The organism is Actinomyces ruminis, assembly GCF_002154335.2.
Lineage (GTDB): Bacteria > Actinomycetota > Actinomycetes > Actinomycetales > Actinomycetaceae > Actinomyces > Actinomyces ruminis.
Map to the genome: position 1 here is coordinate 206,294 of NZ_MTPX02000041.1, position 19,370 is coordinate 225,663.

The window sequence follows — 19,370 nt, forward strand, 5'->3', positions numbered from 1 at the left end:
CACGGACACCCCATCGGCTGGCCCCGGCAACCGCGTCCAGCACGAGCAATTCACGACCGGGGGATGCTACAGGGATTTGCAGGCCGTCATCCCTACCCCGATGGGCAGACCACCCCCTGGCGGCAAACACACCAACCTGCCACGCTCTTGCCATGAGCACCCCCGACAACGCGCCCGCTCAGTCCGCACCCAGCACCCCGACTCGGCGACCGTGTCGGAGCCAGACCCGAAACCAAACCCGGCGAACCGATATCCTGCGCGGACTACGCGCCGGCGGCCTCATCACCGCCGTCGGGTCCGGCGTATGCGGCATCTGGGTGCGCCGGGGTCTCGCGATCGATATCGATTTACCCAATAGTGTACTCCCGAGTCTCGGAAGCGAACCCGCGTTGTTTTCTCTGGGGCTGTTGTTCATCCTGGGCTTGATCATATGGACAGTGGTGAGCGCACTTATTAAGGACATCCGAAAGCCATTCACCAGACGCGGCAGCCTGGCCACACTATTGCTCGGAGTGCCGCTCACTGCTGGCACATATCTGTCGCTGGTCGGAATACTATCACCCGACGACATATCCATATTGGCCATCATCAGCGTCCTTACCCCGGTCTTCTGGACAGCAGCCATATCCATCACGGCAGATCTCCACGCGAATTCTCGTCCGACACGCATATCCGTCCCCGTTATCACACTAGCATCGGGAGTGCCGATCGTTATAGGCTCGTTGTTGCTTGGCATGTGGTGGTGGCAGCACTCGCAAGACGTCGGGCTACCCTATCCGGTATTATGGCAGTTTACAGTCGCAGCCGCCGGAGTCGGAATTAGTGCAGTGGCGGGGGTTCTGCTGTACTCTGCGGAGACAGCACACCCCAGGCCGCCGCGCCGCAAATTCATGCGTGCACGCCCTTCCTGGACGACTATGATCGCAGCCACCGCCACAATCGTTATTGCAGCCGCAGTTCTCACAGTACCTGCTCGGATCTACGTGCCCGTATCATCACAAGTCGCCCCCGTCGAGGCAGATCCCGTTCCCGACGAACTCGGCGATCATCTGCTTTGGCAGCGGGTCTTCAATGATCAGGAGTCGGTGCGTGGCGTCGTGTCAGGTTCCGTAGGGCCGATTGTCATAACCGAGCACGGAGCGCAGGGCCTGGATTCTAGCACCGGCGCGACCACCTGGTCATACAGCCGCCAGGCCCATACCATTCACCTCACTGATTACCTTGATCCGACATGCGACAAAGATCAGCAAGCGCAGTGTTACGCGGCACTATCCCCGGACCGCACCCACCTGGTGATCGTCTATAGCGGCGGAGTGGGCGGAGACCTGTTCGTCGCGCTTGACACCGCCACCGGCGAAGCCACCTTTGAGCACCGTGCGATCGACTGGCGGAAGCAAGGAATACCAATCCAGATCACCGACCACGTCATCGCCGTCGGCACCGAGTTGATTTCTCTGGCGGATGGGAGCGTCGTCGCCGAACTTCCAGGGCATGACACTGCGAGCAGACTCGGCGACACACCGGAGCCGACGTACGCGCACACTTCAAATTCCGAAGCATCCCGCATTCATTCACCCTTCCTCCAGGGCGGACACTCCACATTGATTCTTGGATCAAGCTGCACAGCAATCGGTTTTGACGCCGACCACGCCACCTGGTGCGAAATCACCATAGCACCCGACAACAACCCCACAGCCACAATGACGGTGGACGGCGTTGTTCCCATATTCGAGGACAGGGAATACGCGGGGTTGACTGTCGTCGACGGCTGGACGGTGCGCTACAGCGATCCCGAAGCCACCTATGAGGATCTTGAAGCTCGTTTTAACCTCGATTCCCTCGGATACTCCATAGACGCGGTCAACCTTGATACCCTCTCGAGCTCCGTTACCGACGTACAGTCCGTGACGCTAGGGGATCTGGATCGCCCTGTTTTACCCGGCAACGCGTATACGCTCGGCATTCGCGATCCAGACACGTACTCCTATACATACCAAAGACCTACTCTCTCGGTCGTATTCGATCCCGTGACTGGGCAGGTGCAGTCCGCTGCCGAGCTGACCGAGCACGCGGCTGGCGTTGGTTACCTCGACACCCTTATCGTCGAGGGAACCGAGGACTTGGCTCTGAACGTCCTCGACCTCAACGATGACGTGGTATTGCGTCTGGACTCCGACGATATCGCCACCCCGGAATACACCTTCTCGGCAGAGGACACTCTGTACGTCCGTGGCGGCTACCTAGCGTCGGCACCCGGAATCGTGGCACTCACCTACGAGCGCAGCACCGTAGACGCAGACAAACACTCAACGGGTCGCGAGTTTGTCGTCTGTGGCCTCGGCTAGGCGCCTTCTCCCGGCAACCTCAACCTTGCAGGGCATTCCACGGCCTTAGGGCACTGTATGGATTTGCAGGCCATTGTCCCCTCCCCTGGTGGGCAGTGCGCCCCATGGCCAGGTGCAGCGCCTACTGCCACCCTGAAACCATGCGCACCTCCTCCCGCGACGACGACGCCGCCTCCACCCCAGTCACCCCGCCCCGACGCCGCGGTACTGAAATACTGCGCGGTCTGCGCGCCGGCGGACTGCTCACCGCCGTGGGCGCAGGCGCCTGGGCCTGGTGGCAGACCGCGCAGTATCACGGCGCATTCCGGCTCTCCGAGGACATCCGAAACTTCGCTCTCGGCTGCGGACTTCTCCTGGTTGCGGTCACGTGCTGTGTCTGGTTGCTGCTCGCTTCCACGACGTCGCTAGTAAAACGGCCTCGCGCACTGATACGTGCGCTCGTGCCGACAGTATTGTTCGCCGCCGCTTCGTCACTGTTCGGTTGGATGTGGTGGCGAGAGTCGCAGGACATCCAGATGGGCTATCCGGTGGTCGCGCAACTCGCCGTCGCTGCCGCTGGACTCGCGGTCGCCGCCGGCTCAGACCTGCAACTGCGTAGGACCAGTCCGCGAGGTCCCAACACCCCGGCGCGCGCTGCTCGGCGCCTTGGCATGACTGGCGTCTCGGTCGGCGCCGTAGTACTCACGCTCACCGCCGCAGTCGCCTCGCTGGCCGGTCTCCCCACCCTGTACGCCCCCACATCGGTACAGGTCGTCGCAGCCGAACCAGCGCCGATCCCCGAAACCTTGGCCGATGAGGTGCGCTGGCAACGAGTTATTGAATACGACCGTGACGATGACATCAAGGGCGTGATCGCCGGAGCAGCAGGGCCCATCGTCGTCACCAAACACGGCGCCATGGGGCTGGACCCCAACACCGGCGAGACCACCTGGTCCTACACCCGCCCCGCGACGCTCGCTGGGATAGGCAACAATTGTTCCACACGCGAGCAGGCATACTGCACCGCGGTATTGACCCCGGATCGCACCCGGCTGGTCCTGGGCTATGGATACGAGCCTTTGGAAACGGTATTTGTTGTGCTCGACGCCAGCACCGGGGAGGTCATCTTCGAGCACCAGTACAAGGATCTCTCCAGACTTGAAGAGAACCGCGGTAGGCGCTGGGTCTATTGGCACCCCAGTGTGCAGGTCACCGATCATGTGCTCGTGGTCGAGCAGGAGGTGCTGTCTCTGACCGATGGCAGCCTGTTGAGCACGCTGCCGGACGAACGCGCACCGAAACTAAACCTAGGCAATCGCTCCGACTGCCCTCGCAACGATTCTCTGCGGTGTGGAGGTTATCTGCCCCCGTCCCGCGCTGGACACTCGACCCTCATCCTGGGGATCACCTGCTGGAGCCCGGACAATGATCCAGAGAATTATGTCGATTATCCCTGGTGCGAAATGGAGGTGGCGCCGGACAGCGACCCCTCGGCGGTAAGCACGGTCGACGGAATCGTTCCGCCGACCCATGACCGCTGGGAAACCGATTCTGTGGTCGTGGACGGCTGGACCGTGCGCTACGCCGACTCGGACGCCGCCTATGAGAAACTGAGTCAACACAACCTGGTGGAGGAAGCGGCCTCTCTCAGTTTCCCTCTGGAGGCCGTTAGCCTGGATGCCCTGGCCGGAGTCGATGATGCCGAGCCCGTTGCCCTCGGTAGTCTGAACAGCCCCGAACGCTATGAGGGTGCACACACCCTTGCCGTCCTGGGCGCAGCCGAACCGAATGAGTCGGCCACCGTCCAGACCTGGTTCGACCCTGCCACTCGGCAGGCTTTCACCCGCGACGACGTCGACACCCGCGCCTCCGGTCCTGGCTATCTCGACTCCCTGTACCCCACCGGATCACGGACGGACGACGGGATCGACCTGCTTCGTCCCGACGGCACCATCGCCATGCACGTGGACTACCCCGATCAGCAGGAGAATCTCAACTACCAGGCCGGGTACACCCCGTACCTCGTACAGGCCCCCGGAACAGTAGCGATTGTCGACCACCGCAGCATCTGGCGCACAGACACCGATGACTCCGCACCCATCGGCTATGAAACTGTCATCTACAGCGTCGGCTGATCCACCCGTGGGCAGTCCGCCCCATGGCCAGGTGTCGCCCCTACTGCCACGCTGGGAGCATGCGCACCTCATCCGCCAACGACGATGGCACGCGAGCCGGTCTATACCTCCCGGCGCGGACGATCCGCGCCACCGCCCTGACTACCGCCGTCGCCGTCGGCTTGACGGTGCCCACGCTGGCGGGCTGCGCTGGATCGGCCCCGACGGCCACGCCGTCGACGGCCTCCCCTACCCCCACGACGGCGACGGCCTCCCCTCACCCCCACAACAGCGGCCGTCTCAGTCACCGCGCCCGCCGGCATGGCCGCAGACATTCCGGAGGCCCTGGGGCAACAGGTGCGCTGGCAACGCGTTATCGACAACAACGACGCCGAGATCTACCACGTCGAGGGCGTGCTGGCCGGGGCCTCTGGGCCCATTATCGTCACCGGCCACGGCGCGATGGGGCTCGACCCCGAAACCGGCGAGACCACCTGGTCCTACCGCGATCCCGAAACCACCGTGTCGGTCACCGGATACGGCGTGGTCTCCGCCGAACGGGCCCACGGCCAGGCGGTGCTGAGTCCGGACGGCACCCGCCTAGTCCTCGGGCTGAGCACGGCCACCGACAATTACGCCACCCGGCTGGTCGGGCTCGACACCGCCACCGGAGAGGTGCTGTTCGACCACACGGTGACCGGCTACGCGATCCTCACCGAGCGGGCCGTAGACCTGCACATCCAGGTCACCGATCACGTAGTCATGGCCGAACGGGAGGTGATCTCGCTCGAAGACGGCACCGTCCTGGCCACCCTGCCGCCGGACCCGGCCGTCGTTGACGGCAACCGGCAATGCCTGCGCACCGATGTGGAGTCCTGCGACAGCTACTGGCCCGGCTCCCAGGGCGGGCACTCCACCCTCATCCTGGACTCGACCTGCTGGAGCCCCGGCCTCACCGCAACCAGTTGGTGCGAATTGACCCTGGCGCCCGATGACAATCCCACTGCCTCACGGCGCGTCGGCGGCTTCGTACCCATCGACCGGAGCACGGGCGACGCCGAGGGGCAGAGCAATGTCGACGGGGACAACCTTGACGACGTCTATCCCGTTCTGACACCGCCCGTGCTTGACGGGTGGGCCATCCGCTATAGCGACGCCGACGCCGCCTACGCCGCTATGCGCGACGATGAGGCGGACCCGCTCTCCCTCCCCCTGGAGGCCGTGAGCCTGGACGCCCTCGTGGGCACCGACGACATCTCACCGGTGCCGCTGGGCGCCTCGGGGCAGACCGTACGGGACTACGGCGCCCGCACCTTGGCCGTGGTGGGTGCGAACGCGGACCCCGGCGACACGGTGGTCTTCGACCCGGCCACGCGGCAGGTACAGGGCGTCGACCAGGCGTTAGAGCAGGGCACGGGGCCCACTTATCTGGATGCGCTGACCGTCACCAGATCTGGCAGCGACCTAGACATCACTCGCCCCGACGGCTCCGTTGCCCTGCACCTGGCCGAATACGACGCTCGTATCGAGCACACCGACGCTACCTGATGCCGGCGCCCGGCGTGATCGTCGCCGTAGAGCAGCACCGCACTACCACAGAGGACGGGAAGACCGATGAGTCGGAAGTGGTCATCTTCGGCGTCGAATAGCGGCTCCGCGCCCGCCCGCGGCAGCGGAGCCCGGCGCCGCGCGCGTCCCAGCCGACTAGCGGTCATCGCCACCGTCCTCGTACTCGCCGTCGGGGCCGCGGCGCTGGTAATCGCGCAGAGGATGCACGCGTCCGAATCCGTGCAGGTGCCGGACGCCGCCGTCGCCCCCATACCCGACGTTCTCGGCGAGGAGGTCGCCTGGCAGCAGGTCATCCGCTACGACGACCGCGACGCCATAACCGGCGTAACCGCCGGAGCGGCCGGCCCCATCATCGTCACCACCCACGGCGCCTCGGGCCTGGACTCCGCAACCGGCGAGCAGACGTGGTCCTACACCCGCCCCGATTCGCTCGTCAGAATCGGAAATCCGTGCGACTCCAAAACCGGCCTCGATGGGCTGCCCGAACCATACGACGATGCGTCGTGCTACGCGGTGCTCACTCCGGATAGAAGCAGGCTCGTGTTGGGTTACGACGCCGACCAGGGCCTGCTGCTGGTCGTGCTCGACACCACCACCGGCGAGGCCGTCTTCGAGCACACGCACACATACGGAGGAGGCGAGGGCCGTAACACCGGCGCTAGGAAACGCAGTTATGTCCACGTCACCGACCGGGTGCTCATGGTGGGAGAGAAGGTACTGTCGCTTGACGATGGGAGCCCGCTTGCCACGGTTCCCACTAGTGCGCTTCCCGACGTCGGCCTCACCAACGACTGTCCCCGCGACGACGTGGAGCTGTGCGAGAGGTTGGAGGGGCCGTCAAGCGGCGGTCATGCGACGCTCATCCTCGGACTAGCCTGCTGGCGTCCCGACCATGACTATGACAAGAACTCGACCTGGTGCGAGGTGCAGATCGCCCCGGACGACGACCCCACCGCCATCCAGACCGTCGCCGGGGTCGTCCCCGCAGAATACGGCGGCCCGGAGGCCATCGAGGGGTGGATCGTGCGTTACGCCGACCCCGATGCCGCCTATGCGGAGCTGTCCCAGAGCTCCCGAGAGGGCACCGAACCAGCGGAGGAGGCCGCCGGGCGTGGTCTCCCGCTCGAGGCTGTGGACCTGGACTCCGTCTCCGGTTCCAGGCCCGCGGAGACGGTGCCGCTGGATGGGCTCGGCGGCACCGTGCGTTCCTACCGCATCAGGCATCCGTATCGAGTGCTCACCGCCGAGGGCAACCCCGAGGAGACAGAGCAGGCGGCCGAGGCCTATATAGTCCCGTCCGCGGATGAGGCCTATACCGGTGAAGAGCTAGCGGGGCAGACCTCCGGTGCCGCCTATCTGGAGACGCTCAACGTCCACAGGTCGAAAGACGAAGGCGTAAGCGTGGTACGCCCGGATGGTGAGGTCGTCCTGCACCTGGATGACTACCCCGCCGCCACCGATTGGCTTCCGACTTCCGGGTCTGGCTACGTACTCCGGGCGCCCGGCGTGGTCGCCGTCGTCGATCAGCACGCGGCAGTGGAACAGGCAACCGGAGACGCCTCTTACGAGCTCATCATCACCGCGCTGCGCTGACTACGTGGCGAAGCCGTACCAGACACATCGGCGCTGGAGCACGCGCCACACGGGCAGCTCGCCCCATGGCCGGGTGCGGCACCTCCTGCAATCCTCGACTCATGTCCACCGACGACGACGCCCCGCCCTCCCAGCCCATGCCCGGGTCGCGGTCCCCGCGCCGGAACCAAACCCGGCGCGCCGATATCCTGCGCGGACTACGCGCCGGCGGACTACTGGCCGCCGCCATCGCAGGCATCTGGGCCGGGTGGCAGGCCAGGCGGAACCCGGGCGTGTTAGGCCCACACAGCAGCAGCTTGGATCCACTCTCGCTCTCCTTCATCCTGCTCCTCGTAGCTGCTACGGTCTGGGCCTTTTACGCCTGCATAGTCGAACCGGCAGACAGTCCCCGTCCCCGACGCACGCTCCTACTCGCCGCCATGCTTGTGCTGGTCCCCACCACCATCGCCGTAGTTCTGATCGGCAGGTACTGGTGGCAGCGCTCCCAGGCCATTGGTCTCCCCTACCCAGTGCTCTCCCAACTAGCCGTCGCCTCCGCCGGAATCGGCGCCACGGTCACGGCCAGCCTCCTGCTGCACCTGGAACGCGGCAGTCTTACGCCCTCCAAACAACCCCTACTACGCCACCTCCGCCCCACCCGAACCACGACGGCGGTCGCCGTCCTTACCATCACCGTCGCCACCACCGCGCTCGCCCTGCCCGCCAACACCTTCCAACCCCAATCCACACAAGTAACCGCCACCGAAGCCGAACCAATCCCCGAAACGCTCGGCAACCAAGGCATCTGGTGGCACACCTTCGACCACAACGATTCCGATTCACTTAAGGGCGTTGTCGCCGGAGCAACCGGCCCCATCGTCATTACCGAACACGGGGCCCAGGGCCTGGACCCCCACACCGGCGAAACCACCTGGTCCTACACCCGCCCCGCAGAAATACAACCATTTGAGGGCGGCAAATGCAGGGCGAGCGACACAGTGGCCGGTTGCTCCGTGGGTTTGAGCCCGGACCGCACACACCTCGTGCTCGGATATGGCACCGGCGGTGAAGCAACCCTGCTCGTCGTGCTCGATACCACCACCGGGGCGGTCGCCTTCGAGCACATGCACGCCATCGACGACGTCGACCGGACCTGGCGGTCCTGGGGAACTCACATTCAAGTCACCGACCATGTTCTTGCGGCCGGGGAGGAAGTCCTCTCCCTCACCGATGGCAGCCTCGTTGCCTCTCTGCCCGAGGTCGACATTGCAGCATGCGACAACGATTCCATGTGCTACTCCTACGGCGGAGACGAGCCGTCGTACCAATCCGAATGGGTCTTCTCATCGTTCTTCCAGGGCGGTCACTCGACTCTCATCCTCGGGGCGTACTGCCCCCACACCGATCCCCTCACCTCCAGTGCCGTTTGGTGTGACGTGACGCTTGCCCCGGACAACGACCTCACGGCCGTCACCACCGTCGGCGGCATTCTTCCCGAGTTCGACAGCGGCCCGGTGGTGGTTGACGGATGGACCGTGCGCTACGACGATCCCGAGGCCACCTACCAGGATGTAGGGGAACGCCCCAAGGACTTCATCGACACTCATCCGGTTGACGCCGTCAGCCTCGATGCCCTGTCCGGCGCCGGCGACGCCGCCCCGGTGCCCCTCGGTGACCTCATCTATCCGGAACAGGTCAGGGCCTCACGCACGCTAAAAGTGCTGGGGATTTCTCCGACCGTGGTCATCTTCGATCCCATCACCGGCCAGGTGAACGACCTCCAGAAACTCACCGAGCAGAGGTCCGGCCTCGGCTATCTCGACGACCTCAAAATACGACAGCCACTGGAATATGGGAACGTAGAGGCCCGGCTTGAGTACATACGTGAGCACGGCCTAGAGGAAAGCCCAGAGGAGTTAGGTTACAAGGATTGGAAGGACCTCGAGGCGCGCAACCATGATTACTCCGCGATACAGCAACTGAATTACGAGGACATCACCGATCCGGCCGACATCGCGGCCGCCGACGGAACCCTGGCCTACTACCACGACGGCTACCTCGTACCCGCGCCCGGCGTCATAACCCTGGTCCATGACCGAGCCGTCGTAGACGACAATGACGGAACCAGCAACCACCAAACCGTGGTGGTCGGACTCGGCTAGGAAGCCGCTGCGGTCGCAGCGGATGAGGCCTCAGCCGTACTCTGCACGGCCTCGGGCGGTCTTGCACGACCTTGGTGCCTGTTCCACGACCACCCCGGGGTCGTGCAACGTACACCGGGGTCGTGCAGCGCACCCCGGAGTCGTGCAACGTACACCGACTCTCCCGCCCCGTAGCCTGACATTCTTAGATCATGCGCCCCTCCGCCGAGTCAGACGAGCCCGCCGCCGACATCTCCCCGCCTCCATCCAGCCCCAACGACGCGCCCCCGTCCACCCCGCATACCGAGCTCCCTCCCCCGCCGACCCCCGGGCCCGGTTTCCCGGCGGTTGCCGCCAGGGGAACGGCAGAGTTCCTGCGCGGCCTGCGCGCCGGTGGCCTGATCACCGCCATCGGGGCCGGCGCCCGGGCCATGAGCCAGGCATCCCACAACCCCGGCATGCTGGAAACGGCAATCGATGGCTCATCCCCACGCTCGTCCTGCTTACACCGGTGGCCCTGCTGGCCTGGGCGTACTACGCGCACCTGATCCGGGCGCTACCCCGCGATCACCGCCTCCGGGCCGCCACCCTCCTCGTGCTGCTGCTGACGGTCATACCGGCATTCGTCGTGGCAGGCCTCTTCGGCAGACTGTGGCTGCGGCAGTCCGGGGCGATCGGCATGGATTACCCGGCGCTGTTCCCACTCACCGTCACCGCCGCCGGGATCGCCCTCATGGTCGCCGCCGACGTCCCGCTGCGCCTGCTCAGAAGGCGGCGCCCGGCCGATCATCAGCCCTCCGGCGCCGCCTGCGCCCCACGCCGACGGCGCTGGCCGCCACGGTTCTCGCCCTTGCCATCGCAGCCACGGTGCTCCTGCTCCCGGGGCTTTCCTTCCCGGATCGCGCCCGATCCGTATGGCTGACCGCCGTCCGCCCCGTATCCGTCCCCGTCACGCTCGACGACGACGTCGCCTGGCAGCGGGTGTTCGGCGAAGACGAGCCGGTGCTGGGGGTCATTGCGGGAACGTTCAGCCCACTGGTCATCACCGACCACGGTGTCCTCGGCCTCGACCCCAACAGCGGCTATACCGATTGGATCCAAACCCGACCGGCGTCAACCATAAAGCTCGGCGACTGCGACGGCGACCAGCAGGAGGCCTCCTGCTACGCCGCCCTCAGCCCGGACCGTACGCACCTGGTGATCGCCTACGGCGCCGGCCCCACCCGTACCCTGTTCGTCGGCATCGACACCGCCACCGGGCGCATCGCCTTCGAGCACATGCACCACCACTCCAATCACGATTGGTCGGGCGACGAGAATCGCCTGCAGATCACCGATCACGTGCTCATGGTCGACGACGAGGTGTTGTCACTGACGGACGGCTCCGTCCTGGCCACGGTGCCGGATACGCGTTTCCCGACATGCGAGGACGACTGGGGCTGCGCGACCTCCGGCTGGGAGCACGCGTCGTTCTTCCAGGGCGGACATTCGACCCTGGTCCTGGGTACCTACTGCCCGAGCGACCGGGAAGGATGGTGCGAGTTGACCCTCGCGCCCGATGACGACCCCACGGCCATCACCACCGTCGGCGGCGTCGTCCCCGCCGGGAGTCAGGCCGGCCCGGTCGTCGTCGACGGGTGGACCGCGCGGTACCGTGACCCCGACACCGTCTACACCAAGCTCGCGGAGCAGGATCCGGGCGCCGCCGGGGCCGTTACTCACCCTCTGGATGCCGTCAACCTAGACGCCCTGTCCGGCGCCGCACCCACGCCCGCGGTACCTCTGGGAGACCTCGCAGCCCCGGTACGGGACCACGCCACCAGGACACTGCGAGTCCAGGCCGGTTCCTCGGCCGGCTCCGCCGACGTCGTCTTCGAACCCGCCACCGGGAAGGTCGGCACCGTCCGGGAACTGACCGAACGGGCATCCGGTCGCGGGTACCTCGATGCCCTGACCACAAGCCGCTCCGGCGATGCCTATTCCCCACAGGGCATGGGCTTCGACGTCGTCGCCCCGGACGGCGACGTCGCCGTGCACCTGGACGGCGAGGACATTGAGGACGACGCCACGATCTACGCGGCAGACCAGCATTACCTCGACGACGGCTACCTGGTGCCGGCGCCCGGCATCATCGCCCTGGTGTGCTCCCGCACGGTCACGGCCGAAGACCCTGATGAGTCCGCCCGGACCGCCTCCGGGACCGGGAGTTCCGGCAGTGCTGAGACCGTCGTCGTCGGACTCAGCAACCGGCCGGCGGCGATCATGGACCGCCCCGCCTGAAGCGCCCACCGTATTCCCATTACGGGCCGTCGGCCTGAGCGCTCAGCCATGGGCGATAACTCTAGGCTACCCTAAAGCGTCAGGCTAACCTCGTCCCATGACCACTAATTCAGTAAATGCGAATGAGACCCCTGACTTCGACTCCCGCTCGGTGGCCCGTGTGGCGACTGACAAGCCGGCCGACTACGGGCGCCGCCTTGTCAGTCACATGAGCCGAAAGATCGACGGCGAGTGGAACGGGGCCGAGTCCACCGGCCACCTGGTCTTCAACCGTGAGGGAGCCGTGGCCGGCGTCGCGGACCTGACCTGCGAGGACGGAGCGCTCGTCCTGACGCTTTCGGCCTCCGCACAGGAGCTGCCGCGCCTGGAGAACATCGCAGGTCGGCACCTGGCACGCTTCGGCTACGAGGATGGCTTGGTCATCTCCTGGACGCGCCAGGACGCTCCGCCGGCACCACGCAGGGCCCGCTGACCAAGGAGGACCTGGACCGCCTGCGCGCCGAGTACGAGGACCGCGCGGCACGCGGGGGCGAATCCGACGCGGCCGAGGACTTCCCGGATCTGCGGAGCTGACATAGCTTTCAACGCACTCGATGTCTTATCGCGTCAGACGCCCACGCTGAGTCTGCGTCCAGTCGACTCCCAGCCCGACGCGGTAGGACATCCGCACCACGCACACCGCATAAGAAGGTCCACCATGCCCGAAGCCGTCACGCCCATTTACACCGTCGAAGCCCTGGCCACCGGTGATGGCCGCAACGGCCATGTCGCCTCCGCCACCGGCCGCATCAACACCGACCTGGCCGTACCGAAGGAGATGGGTGGCTCCGGCGCGAACCTGCCCAACCCCGAGGAGCTCTTCGCCGCCGGCTACGCCGCCTGCTTCCACTCCGCCCTGCAGGCCGTCGCCCGCTCGCAGAAAGCCGACCTGGGCGACTCCAGCGTCGGCGCCCGGGTGTCCATTGGCTCCAACGGCGAGGGCGGCTTCGGCCTGGCCGTCGAGTTGGAGGTCGTCATTCCCGCGCAGCCGCATGATGCGGCTCAGGCACTGGCCGACGCGGCCCACCAGGTGTGTCCCTACTCCAACGCCACCCGCGGCAACATCCCGGTGACCATCACCGTCTGCGACGACTGACGCCGCCTGCCAGCGACATCGACCGACCTCGGTGAGGGGACAGCCTCGCCCGCTACTCGGCGACGGTAATGCGTCCGGCGGGATCCTGAACCCGCAGCATGAGCAGCAGACCGACGGCAAGCACCGTCACAATCCCGAGAATGCCCCAGTAACCGGCGCCACCACCGGCCACTTGCGTACCCACCCAAATGGATAGGCCGTACATCATGGGCGCCATGAAGGACACGGCCCGCCCGGTGGTGGCGTAGAGGCCAAAGATCTCGCCCTCCCGCCCCTGGGGCGCCAGTCGCGCGAGATAGGAGCGGGCGGCGGACTGCGCCGGCCCCACGCAGCCGGACAGCACCAGGCCCAGCACCCAGAACACCCGTGCGCCCGCAGTGTGCAGCACGAACACAAGCAGGCCGGCAACCACGAGCACCGTCAGCGCGCCGAGGATCACTCGCCGCGGGCCGAACATGTCATCGAGCCGCCCAGACGCGATAGTGGCAACACCGGCGACCACGTTGGCGGCAACAGCGAATATGATCACGTCCCCGGAGGAGAAGCCGAAGGTGTTCTGGGCGATGATGCCACCATAGGTGAACACCCCGGCCAGCCCGTCACGGAAGACGGCGGCCGCCAGCAGGAACCACAACACCTCCGGATGCGTGCGATACAGGCCCACGAGGGTGCGCCACAGTTGCTTGTAGGAGGCCAGCAGCGACTCGCGGCGCAAGACACGCGGCGGTGACACCACGGGGTCGACGGGCTCGGTCTCCAGCCCGGCCATTGTCCGCTCGTCGTCGCCATCGGCACCCGCGATCGCGGCCCACCGCCGCCAGGCGCGCTTGCCGGACTGGGTGACCAGCACCGGGACGGCGCACAGCGCGAACCAGCCGGCCGAGATGAGCATCGACACGCGCACGTCCATGCCATTCTCATCGGTCACCCCGAACCAGCCGACCTCCGGGTTGATGAAACCGACGTACAGAATCAGCAGCAGCACGATGCCACCGAGGTATCCCATGCCCCAGCCGAGCCCGGAGACGGCGCCCACGCGGTCTTTGGTGGCCAGGCGGGACAGCAGCCCGTTGTAGTTGACGGAGGCCAACTCGAAGAACACGTTGCCGACCCCGAGTAGGACGATGCCCAGCCACAAGTAACCGGGCTCGGGCAGTACGAAGTACAGGGCCGCACTGACGGCGACGACGATCGCCGTGTACACCCCCAACCAGAAAACGGTGCTGCCGGCGCGGTCGGCGCGCTGCCCGGTGACGGGGGCGAGCAAGGCAATGCAGGCGCCCGCGATGGTCAGCCCCACCGAGAGGGCGGACTCGTTGGCAGCGGGGTCGCCGAATGCGGCACTGGTCAGGTACACCGAGAAGACGAAGGTGGTGATCACCGCGTTGAAGGCGGCCGAGCCCCAGTCCCACAGCCCCCAGGCGAGCACCGGCCAGGTCAGCAGCTTGCCGTGCGCAGACACGGCGTGGTCGCCGCCTGCTGCGCCGGCCGGGGTGAATTCGGCATCCCGTCCCGGAATGTGTGGCCTCATGGCGTAGAGCCTAAGACCGATCGTCCTCCCGGCGGGCGAGGACTTCGGCCACAGCCAGGTCCAGCGGCGTGGTCACCTTCAGGGCGAGCGGGTCCCCGGCGACGACGGCGACCTGGCCGCCCATGGCCTCCACCAGGCTGCGTCGTCGCGGGCGGCGTGGGCCTCGTCGGCGGCGCTACCCGCCCCGAGCCGGTGCGCGGCCTCCAGGGTGGTGCGGGCGAAGCCTGTGGGGTCTGGATCGCCCGCAGCCGCGCTCGATCTGGAGTGCCGACTACTCGTTCGACCCGCTCCCCCATGTCCGTTATCTCCTTGACGGTGTCAACGACGGGCAGGCCGGGGACGACGGCGTCGTGCCCGGCGCGCACAGCGGCGACAATGCGGCGGATCAGCTCGGGCGGGGTCAGGGCGCGGGCCGCGTCGTGCACCAGCACCACTTCGGCGTCGGGGCACGCGACCAGGGCAGCGCCCAATCCAAGGGCAACCGAGGCCTGTCGGGAGGCCGGCGAACCGGCGACGACGTCGATGCCCGCGCCACCCATCAGATCGGCGATCTCGGCGGTGAAGCGGTCAACCGCGGCGGCGGGCGCAGTAATGGTGATGTGGTCGACGACGCCGGAAGCGAGCAGGCCGCGGGTGGCCCGGTGCAGCAGGGACTCGCCGCCGACCTCCACCAGCGCCTTGGGGCCATGAGCGCCGAGCCTGGTACCAGAGCCGGCGGCGGTGAGTACGGCGACGGCAATCCCAGCAGTCATTTCCGACATGTCCGGGACCATACCAGCGTTATGGAAACGCGCGGCCGCCGCCCGACTTCAGGTTGGGAAGAGTCGGGCGTGAGCTCGGGGAGGGCCGTCCTCAGGCCGCCGTGCCGGAGGCGAGGACCTCGTCGAGCGTGTTCTCGCTTCTTCCTCGGGGGTCTTCTGCGCGAGCGCGAGCTCAGAGACGAGGATCTGCCGGGCCTTGGCCAGCATGCGCTTCTCCCCGGCGGACAGGCCGCGGTCGGTGTCCCGGCGGGACAGGTCACGCACAACCTCGGCGACCTTGATGACGTCGCCAGAGGCGATCTTCTCCTGGTTGGCCTTGAAGCGCCGCGACCAGTTGGTGGGCTCCTCCGTCAGCGGCGCCCGCAGCACCTCGAAGACGCGCTCGAGTCCGGACTCATCGACGACGTCGCGCACACCGATGAGGTCGACGCTTTCGGCCGGGACCAGAATGGTCAGATCCCCCTGGGCGACCTCGAGCTGCAAGTAGGTCTTCTCCTCGCCTCTGACCTTGCGCTGGCGGATGTCAATGATCCGGGCGGCTCCGTGGTGGGGGTAGACGACGGTCTCGCCGACTTCAAATGTCATGTGTGAGGTCACTCCAGAATTTGTCGCGGGGTCTCATTTTATCAGGAAATGACGCCGCAAGATCGGGGAGCTAGCTCACATGGGTGGGCCGCCCCCGCAGTGTCGAGACCAGGCCCTCGGCGCGTCACTGATGCCGGTCTCGCGGGGTGGGGGCGGGGACGAGGCGGTAACCAACCCCGCGCACAGTGGTAAGCAGGGTCGGGGAGCTGGGGTCTGTCTCGATCTTGGCGCGGATCCGCTTGACGTGTACATCCAGCGTCTTGGTGTCACCGACGTAGTTGGCCCCCCACAGGCGTTCAATGATCTGTGCGCGGGTGAGCACCCGATCGGGGTGACGCAGAAACAGTTCCAGTAGTTCGAACTCGCGCTTGGGCATGGGCACCACCTGCCCGGCCACGCGCACCTCGTGGCGGCCCACGTCCATGGTGACCCGCCCGGCCGTCAGCACCGGCTCCTCGGGTGCCTCATCCGCGGTGCGGCGCAGCACCGCGTGCACACGGGCCACGAGTTCCCGGTAGGAGTAGGGCTTGGTGATGTAGTCATCGGCGCCCAGCTCCAGCCCGGCGATCTTGTCCATCTCCGCATCCCGGGCGGTGAGCATGATGACCGGCACACGCGAACTGCGGCGGATGCGCCGGCACACCTCCGCCCCGGACATGCGCGGCAGCATCAGGTCCAGCAGAACCAGGTCGATGGGCCCGCTGCCACCGGGCGCGCCCGCTCCCTCGAAGCGCTCCATGGCGGCCACGCCATCCTGCGCCTCCACCACTTCGAAGCCGTCGCGGCGCAGGTTCAGCGCCAGCGGCTCACGGTAGTTCTCCTCGTCCTCCACCAGCAGGATGCGCGTCACGACTGTTCCTCCCCCCGGGCGGGCTCGTCGGAAATGGCGGCGATGGCGGCGAACGAGGCGCCGGCGGCCCCGCTGGCCACGGCCTGGACCGCCTCGGGGTCCGGCCCGGGGCGGTCCGCCTCGGTGCGGTGTCTGGGCAGCACCAGCGTGAAGGTGCTACCGCGCCCGGGCGCGACCACAGCTCCACCGTGCCACCGTGGTCGGCGGCCACGTGCTTGACGATAGACAGGCCCAGTCCGGTGCCGCCGGTAGCCCGCGAACGCGCCTTATCCACCCGGTAGAAGCGTTCAAAGACGCGCTCCTGCGCCTGTTTGGGGATGCCGATCCCCTGGTCGACGACGGCGATGCGCACCAGCTCCGGATCGTGAGCGTCCACACTCAGCCCCACGCTGACGCGGGTACGTGGATCGGAGTAGCGGATGGCGTTGTCCAGCAGGTTGCTGACGGCCGTGACCAGCAGGGAGGCGTCGCCCAGCACGTGGAGGTTCTCGGCACCGCCCGCAACCAGGGCCACCTCCTTCGCCTCGGCCTCCACCCGCACCCGGTCCAGAGCGTCGACGACGACGTCGTCCAGGCTCACGTCTTCGGGCTCGACCAGGGCGTCACCGTCCTGCAGGCGGGAGAGCTCAATGATGTCCCCCACCAGCAGTTCCAGGCGGTGCGATTCCCGGCTCATGCGCGCGGTGTAGTCGACGACGAGCGCGGAGTCGTCGGCGTGCTCGCGCACGGTTTCGGCCAGCAGGGAGATGGCGCCTACGGGGGTCTTGAGCTCGTGAGAGGCGTTGACCACGAAGTCGCGCCGCATCTCCTCCACGCGTCGAGCGGCGGTGCGATCCTCGATGAGTACCAGCACCCGGCCCCGCCCGATTCCGGCGACGCGCACCTGCAGGTGGAAGTTGCCCGCACCGGGCAGGCGGCCACGAGCCACCGTGATCTCGGCCTCCTCGGCCTGGCCGGAGGAGCGCACACGTTCAACCATCTCGGCGATCTGCGGCTCGCTGACCTCGTCGTCGCGGACCAGGTTGTAGGTGTAGGCAGCGGCGGAGGCGCGCAGGACCTCGCCGTCGTCGTCGAGCAGGACCACGGTGGAACTGAGCGCGGCCAGCACCGGGATCAGACCGTCCCGCTCCAGCGTCGAGCCGGCGATGATCCCGTTGCCCTGTGCGTCGCGGGTGGCGTGCCCGAGCGCGAGTCCTGCCGCCGCGCCCACGGCAACTCCGGCCACGGCTACCGCAATGATCAGCCAAACAGTTCCCACGCCCCCTAGTAGAGGGGTGGGCGGGCCGTTTGCGAGCCCGAGCGCCGACACGTGGGAGGCAGCCGTGCGCGACATCTTCAACCAGGAGCTCAAGCAGCTGGGAACCGACCTGGCATCCATGGCGGAGCAGGTGGCCACCGCCATCGAGCGCGCCGCGGAGGCGCTGCGCAGCGGCGACATTGTGGTGGCCGAACAGGTCATCGACGCCGACGAGCGCATCAACGACCTCCAGCGCGACATTGACGACATGTGCGTAATGCTGCTGGCCCGCCAACAGCCCGTGGACCGGGACCTGCGCAACGTCATCTCCGCCCTGCGCATGGCCCAGACCCTGGAGCGGCAGGGCGACCTTGCCCGCCATGTCGCCGCGATCGCGCGCGGGCGCTATCCGCTGCCCGCGGTACCCGAGCCGGTTTTCGGGCTGATGGTGAAGATGGCCGACGCCGCCGTACGCGCCGGCCACGACTCAGTCGTCTGATTCAGACCCAGGACCTGCAGCTGGCCGCGCAGATCCAGGAGCGCGACGCCGAGCTGGACGCACTGCACCGGCAGTCCTTCCAGATGATCCTCGACCCGGAAAACGAGCTGAGCCGCCAGCAGGTGGTAGACGCGGTGCTCATGGGCCGCTTCCTAGAGCGTTTTGGTGACCACTCCACGTCGGTCGCCCGCCGGATGGCTTACCTCGTCTCGGGTATCACCCCTCCCAGCCCCAGCGAATCCTGAAAGGGACTCTTCCGGTTTGAGGGTGTGGTAGTTCGAGTGCGTGGGGTCGTTGTCGCTTGCGGGCCGGGATCGTTCCAGGACGTGGGGGAGACCTCCAGGACGCCGACCAGCCGTAGAGAACCCCCTGCCGTGCGGCGTCCTGAAGGGCCGAACCACGTCATCGCGGGCTGACCCGCGTCTTCGACGCGTCCCCCCACCGACTCGCCGCCCGCGCATACAACAACGCGCAACACTGACAACGACCTCATCAGCCCGACAACCTCCCCGCCCACCCCCCCGACACCGACCTCGTCGGCCCGAAGACGTCCTCGCAAGCCTCAAAACGACCCGGCCCGGCCAGACGAACACGACCTCCTGCGCCCGAACACGACCCTCACACCCCAGCCCGTGCCGAACCATCACGGGATATCGACACGAACGTGGTACTCCGGCCCGGCGGGTTGTGGGGAGGACCACGGTCAACTCCCTCGGTGTTTGGACCGGGCCCCCCGCGGTCGGACCGGGTTCCGTCAGACGGACCGCCTTTC

General features: G+C 66.8%; 13 protein-coding genes and 4 pseudogenes. 11 read left to right on the top strand and 6 right to left on the bottom strand.

All coding sequences use genetic code 11. The features are described from left to right. The first annotated feature begins 152 nt into the window (after positions 1–152). Both BW737_RS15675 and BW737_RS08020 read left to right on the top strand, forming a co-directional pair. Positions 153–2,345, top strand: a complete 2,193-nt coding sequence (locus tag BW737_RS15675) for a hypothetical protein (RefSeq protein ID WP_143233331.1) — start codon at positions 153–155, stop codon at positions 2,343–2,345. 140 nt (positions 2,346–2,485) lie between these two features. Next, the gene (locus tag BW737_RS08020; protein WP_086614021.1) at positions 2,486–4,459 is read left to right on the top strand and encodes a hypothetical protein; all 1,974 of its coding nucleotides are present in this window, start codon (positions 2,486–2,488) and stop codon (positions 4,457–4,459) included. Between the two features lie 40 nt (positions 4,460–4,499). On the opposite strand, the gene BW737_RS16890 is transcribed toward BW737_RS08020, so the two are convergent. Further along, positions 4,500–4,697, bottom strand: coding sequence for a hypothetical protein (locus tag BW737_RS16890; protein ID WP_086614020.1), 198 nt, complete (start codon positions 4,695–4,697; stop codon positions 4,500–4,502). Positions 4,698–4,759: 62 nt separating this feature from the next. On the opposite strand from BW737_RS16890, the gene BW737_RS08030 reads away from it, so the two are divergent. The 8 genes from BW737_RS08030 (at position 4,760) to BW737_RS08065 (ending at position 13,135) form a co-directional block, all read left to right on the top strand. Next, a complete protein-coding gene (locus BW737_RS08030) occupies positions 4,760–5,986 on the top strand; it encodes a hypothetical protein (RefSeq protein ID WP_086614019.1) in 1,227 nt (408 codons plus the stop codon). Positions 5,987–6,052: 66 nt separating this feature from the next. Continuing rightward, the gene (locus tag BW737_RS08035; protein ID WP_143233332.1) at positions 6,053–7,600 is read left to right on the top strand and encodes a hypothetical protein; all 1,548 of its coding nucleotides are present in this window, start codon (positions 6,053–6,055) and stop codon (positions 7,598–7,600) included. Positions 7,601–7,701: 101 nt separating this feature from the next. Next, complete coding sequence (locus tag BW737_RS08040; protein WP_143233333.1) at positions 7,702–9,741, top strand: hypothetical protein; 2,040 nt, start codon at positions 7,702–7,704, stop codon at positions 9,739–9,741. 191 nt (positions 9,742–9,932) lie between these two features. Continuing rightward, a complete protein-coding gene (locus BW737_RS15680; protein WP_143233334.1) occupies positions 9,933–10,268 on the top strand; it encodes a hypothetical protein in 336 nt (111 codons plus the stop codon). Beyond that, complete coding sequence (locus tag BW737_RS08050; RefSeq protein WP_086614015.1) at positions 10,232–10,642, top strand: hypothetical protein; 411 nt, start codon at positions 10,232–10,234, stop codon at positions 10,640–10,642. The genes BW737_RS15680 and BW737_RS08050 overlap by 37 nt, the downstream gene beginning before the upstream one ends. Continuing rightward, entirely contained in the window at positions 10,588–12,000 is a 1,413-nt protein-coding gene (locus BW737_RS08055) for a hypothetical protein (RefSeq protein WP_086614014.1), read from the top strand. The genes BW737_RS08050 and BW737_RS08055 overlap by 55 nt, the downstream gene beginning before the upstream one ends. 97 nt (positions 12,001–12,097) lie before the next feature. Continuing rightward, positions 12,098–12,472, top strand: coding sequence for a DUF2218 domain-containing protein (locus BW737_RS08060; RefSeq protein WP_257210616.1), 375 nt, complete (start codon positions 12,098–12,100; stop codon positions 12,470–12,472). 225 nt (positions 12,473–12,697) lie between these two features. Further along, positions 12,698–13,135 carry an organic hydroperoxide resistance protein gene (locus BW737_RS08065; protein ID WP_086614013.1) on the top strand — a complete coding sequence of 146 codons (438 nt, stop codon included), beginning with the start codon at positions 12,698–12,700 and terminating at the stop codon, positions 13,133–13,135. A 52-nt stretch (positions 13,136–13,187) separates the two neighbouring features. Here the strand turns inward: BW737_RS08065 and BW737_RS08070 are convergent, their stop codons facing one another. The 5 genes and pseudogenes from BW737_RS08070 to BW737_RS08090 all read right to left on the bottom strand — a co-directional run bounded on the left by BW737_RS08070 (position 13,188) and on the right by BW737_RS08090 (position 18,120). Then, positions 13,188–14,666 carry an MFS transporter gene (locus BW737_RS08070; RefSeq protein ID WP_086614012.1) on the bottom strand — a complete coding sequence of 493 codons (1,479 nt, stop codon included), beginning with the start codon at positions 14,664–14,666 and terminating at the stop codon, positions 13,188–13,190. Between the two features lie 10 nt (positions 14,667–14,676). Then, positions 14,677–15,439 (bottom strand): annotated as a pseudogene (locus BW737_RS08075) (IspD/TarI family cytidylyltransferase). A 79-nt stretch (positions 15,440–15,518) separates the two neighbouring features. After that, a pseudogene (locus BW737_RS08080) lies at positions 15,519–16,012 on the bottom strand (CarD family transcriptional regulator). 124 nt (positions 16,013–16,136) lie between these two features. Continuing rightward, complete coding sequence (locus BW737_RS08085) at positions 16,137–16,862, bottom strand: response regulator transcription factor (RefSeq protein WP_086614011.1); 726 nt, start codon at positions 16,860–16,862, stop codon at positions 16,137–16,139. Then, positions 16,859–18,120: pseudogene (locus tag BW737_RS08090) on the bottom strand (sensor histidine kinase). The gene BW737_RS08085 and the pseudogene BW737_RS08090 overlap by 4 nt, the downstream one beginning before the upstream one ends. Before the next feature lie 64 nt (positions 18,121–18,184). On the opposite strand from BW737_RS08090, the pseudogene phoU reads away from it, so the two are divergent. Next, positions 18,185–18,843, top strand: a pseudogene (gene phoU, locus BW737_RS19445) (phosphate signaling complex protein PhoU). Positions 18,844–19,370 lie beyond the last annotated feature (527 nt).

Excerpts from the sequence above, each read along its gene's own strand:
- BW737_RS15675 (WP_143233331.1), top strand. The coding sequence starts at position 153 with ATGAGCACCCCCGACAACGCGCCCGCTCAGTCCGCACCCAGCACCCCG.
- BW737_RS08020 (WP_086614021.1), top strand. The coding sequence starts at position 2,486 with ATGCGCACCTCCTCCCGCGACGACGACGCCGCCTCCACCCCAGTCACC.
- BW737_RS08030 (WP_086614019.1), top strand. The coding sequence starts at position 4,760 with ATGGCCGCAGACATTCCGGAGGCCCTGGGGCAACAGGTGCGCTGGCAA.
- BW737_RS08035 (WP_143233332.1), top strand. The coding sequence starts at position 6,053 with ATGAGTCGGAAGTGGTCATCTTCGGCGTCGAATAGCGGCTCCGCGCCC.
- BW737_RS08040 (WP_143233333.1), top strand. The coding sequence starts at position 7,702 with ATGTCCACCGACGACGACGCCCCGCCCTCCCAGCCCATGCCCGGGTCG.
- BW737_RS15680 (WP_143233334.1), top strand. The coding sequence starts at position 9,933 with ATGCGCCCCTCCGCCGAGTCAGACGAGCCCGCCGCCGACATCTCCCCG.
- BW737_RS08060 (WP_257210616.1), top strand. The coding sequence starts at position 12,098 with ATGACCACTAATTCAGTAAATGCGAATGAGACCCCTGACTTCGACTCC.
- BW737_RS08065 (WP_086614013.1), top strand. The coding sequence starts at position 12,698 with ATGCCCGAAGCCGTCACGCCCATTTACACCGTCGAAGCCCTGGCCACC.
- BW737_RS08070 (WP_086614012.1), bottom strand. The coding sequence starts at position 14,666 with ATGAGGCCACACATTCCGGGACGGGATGCCGAATTCACCCCGGCCGGC.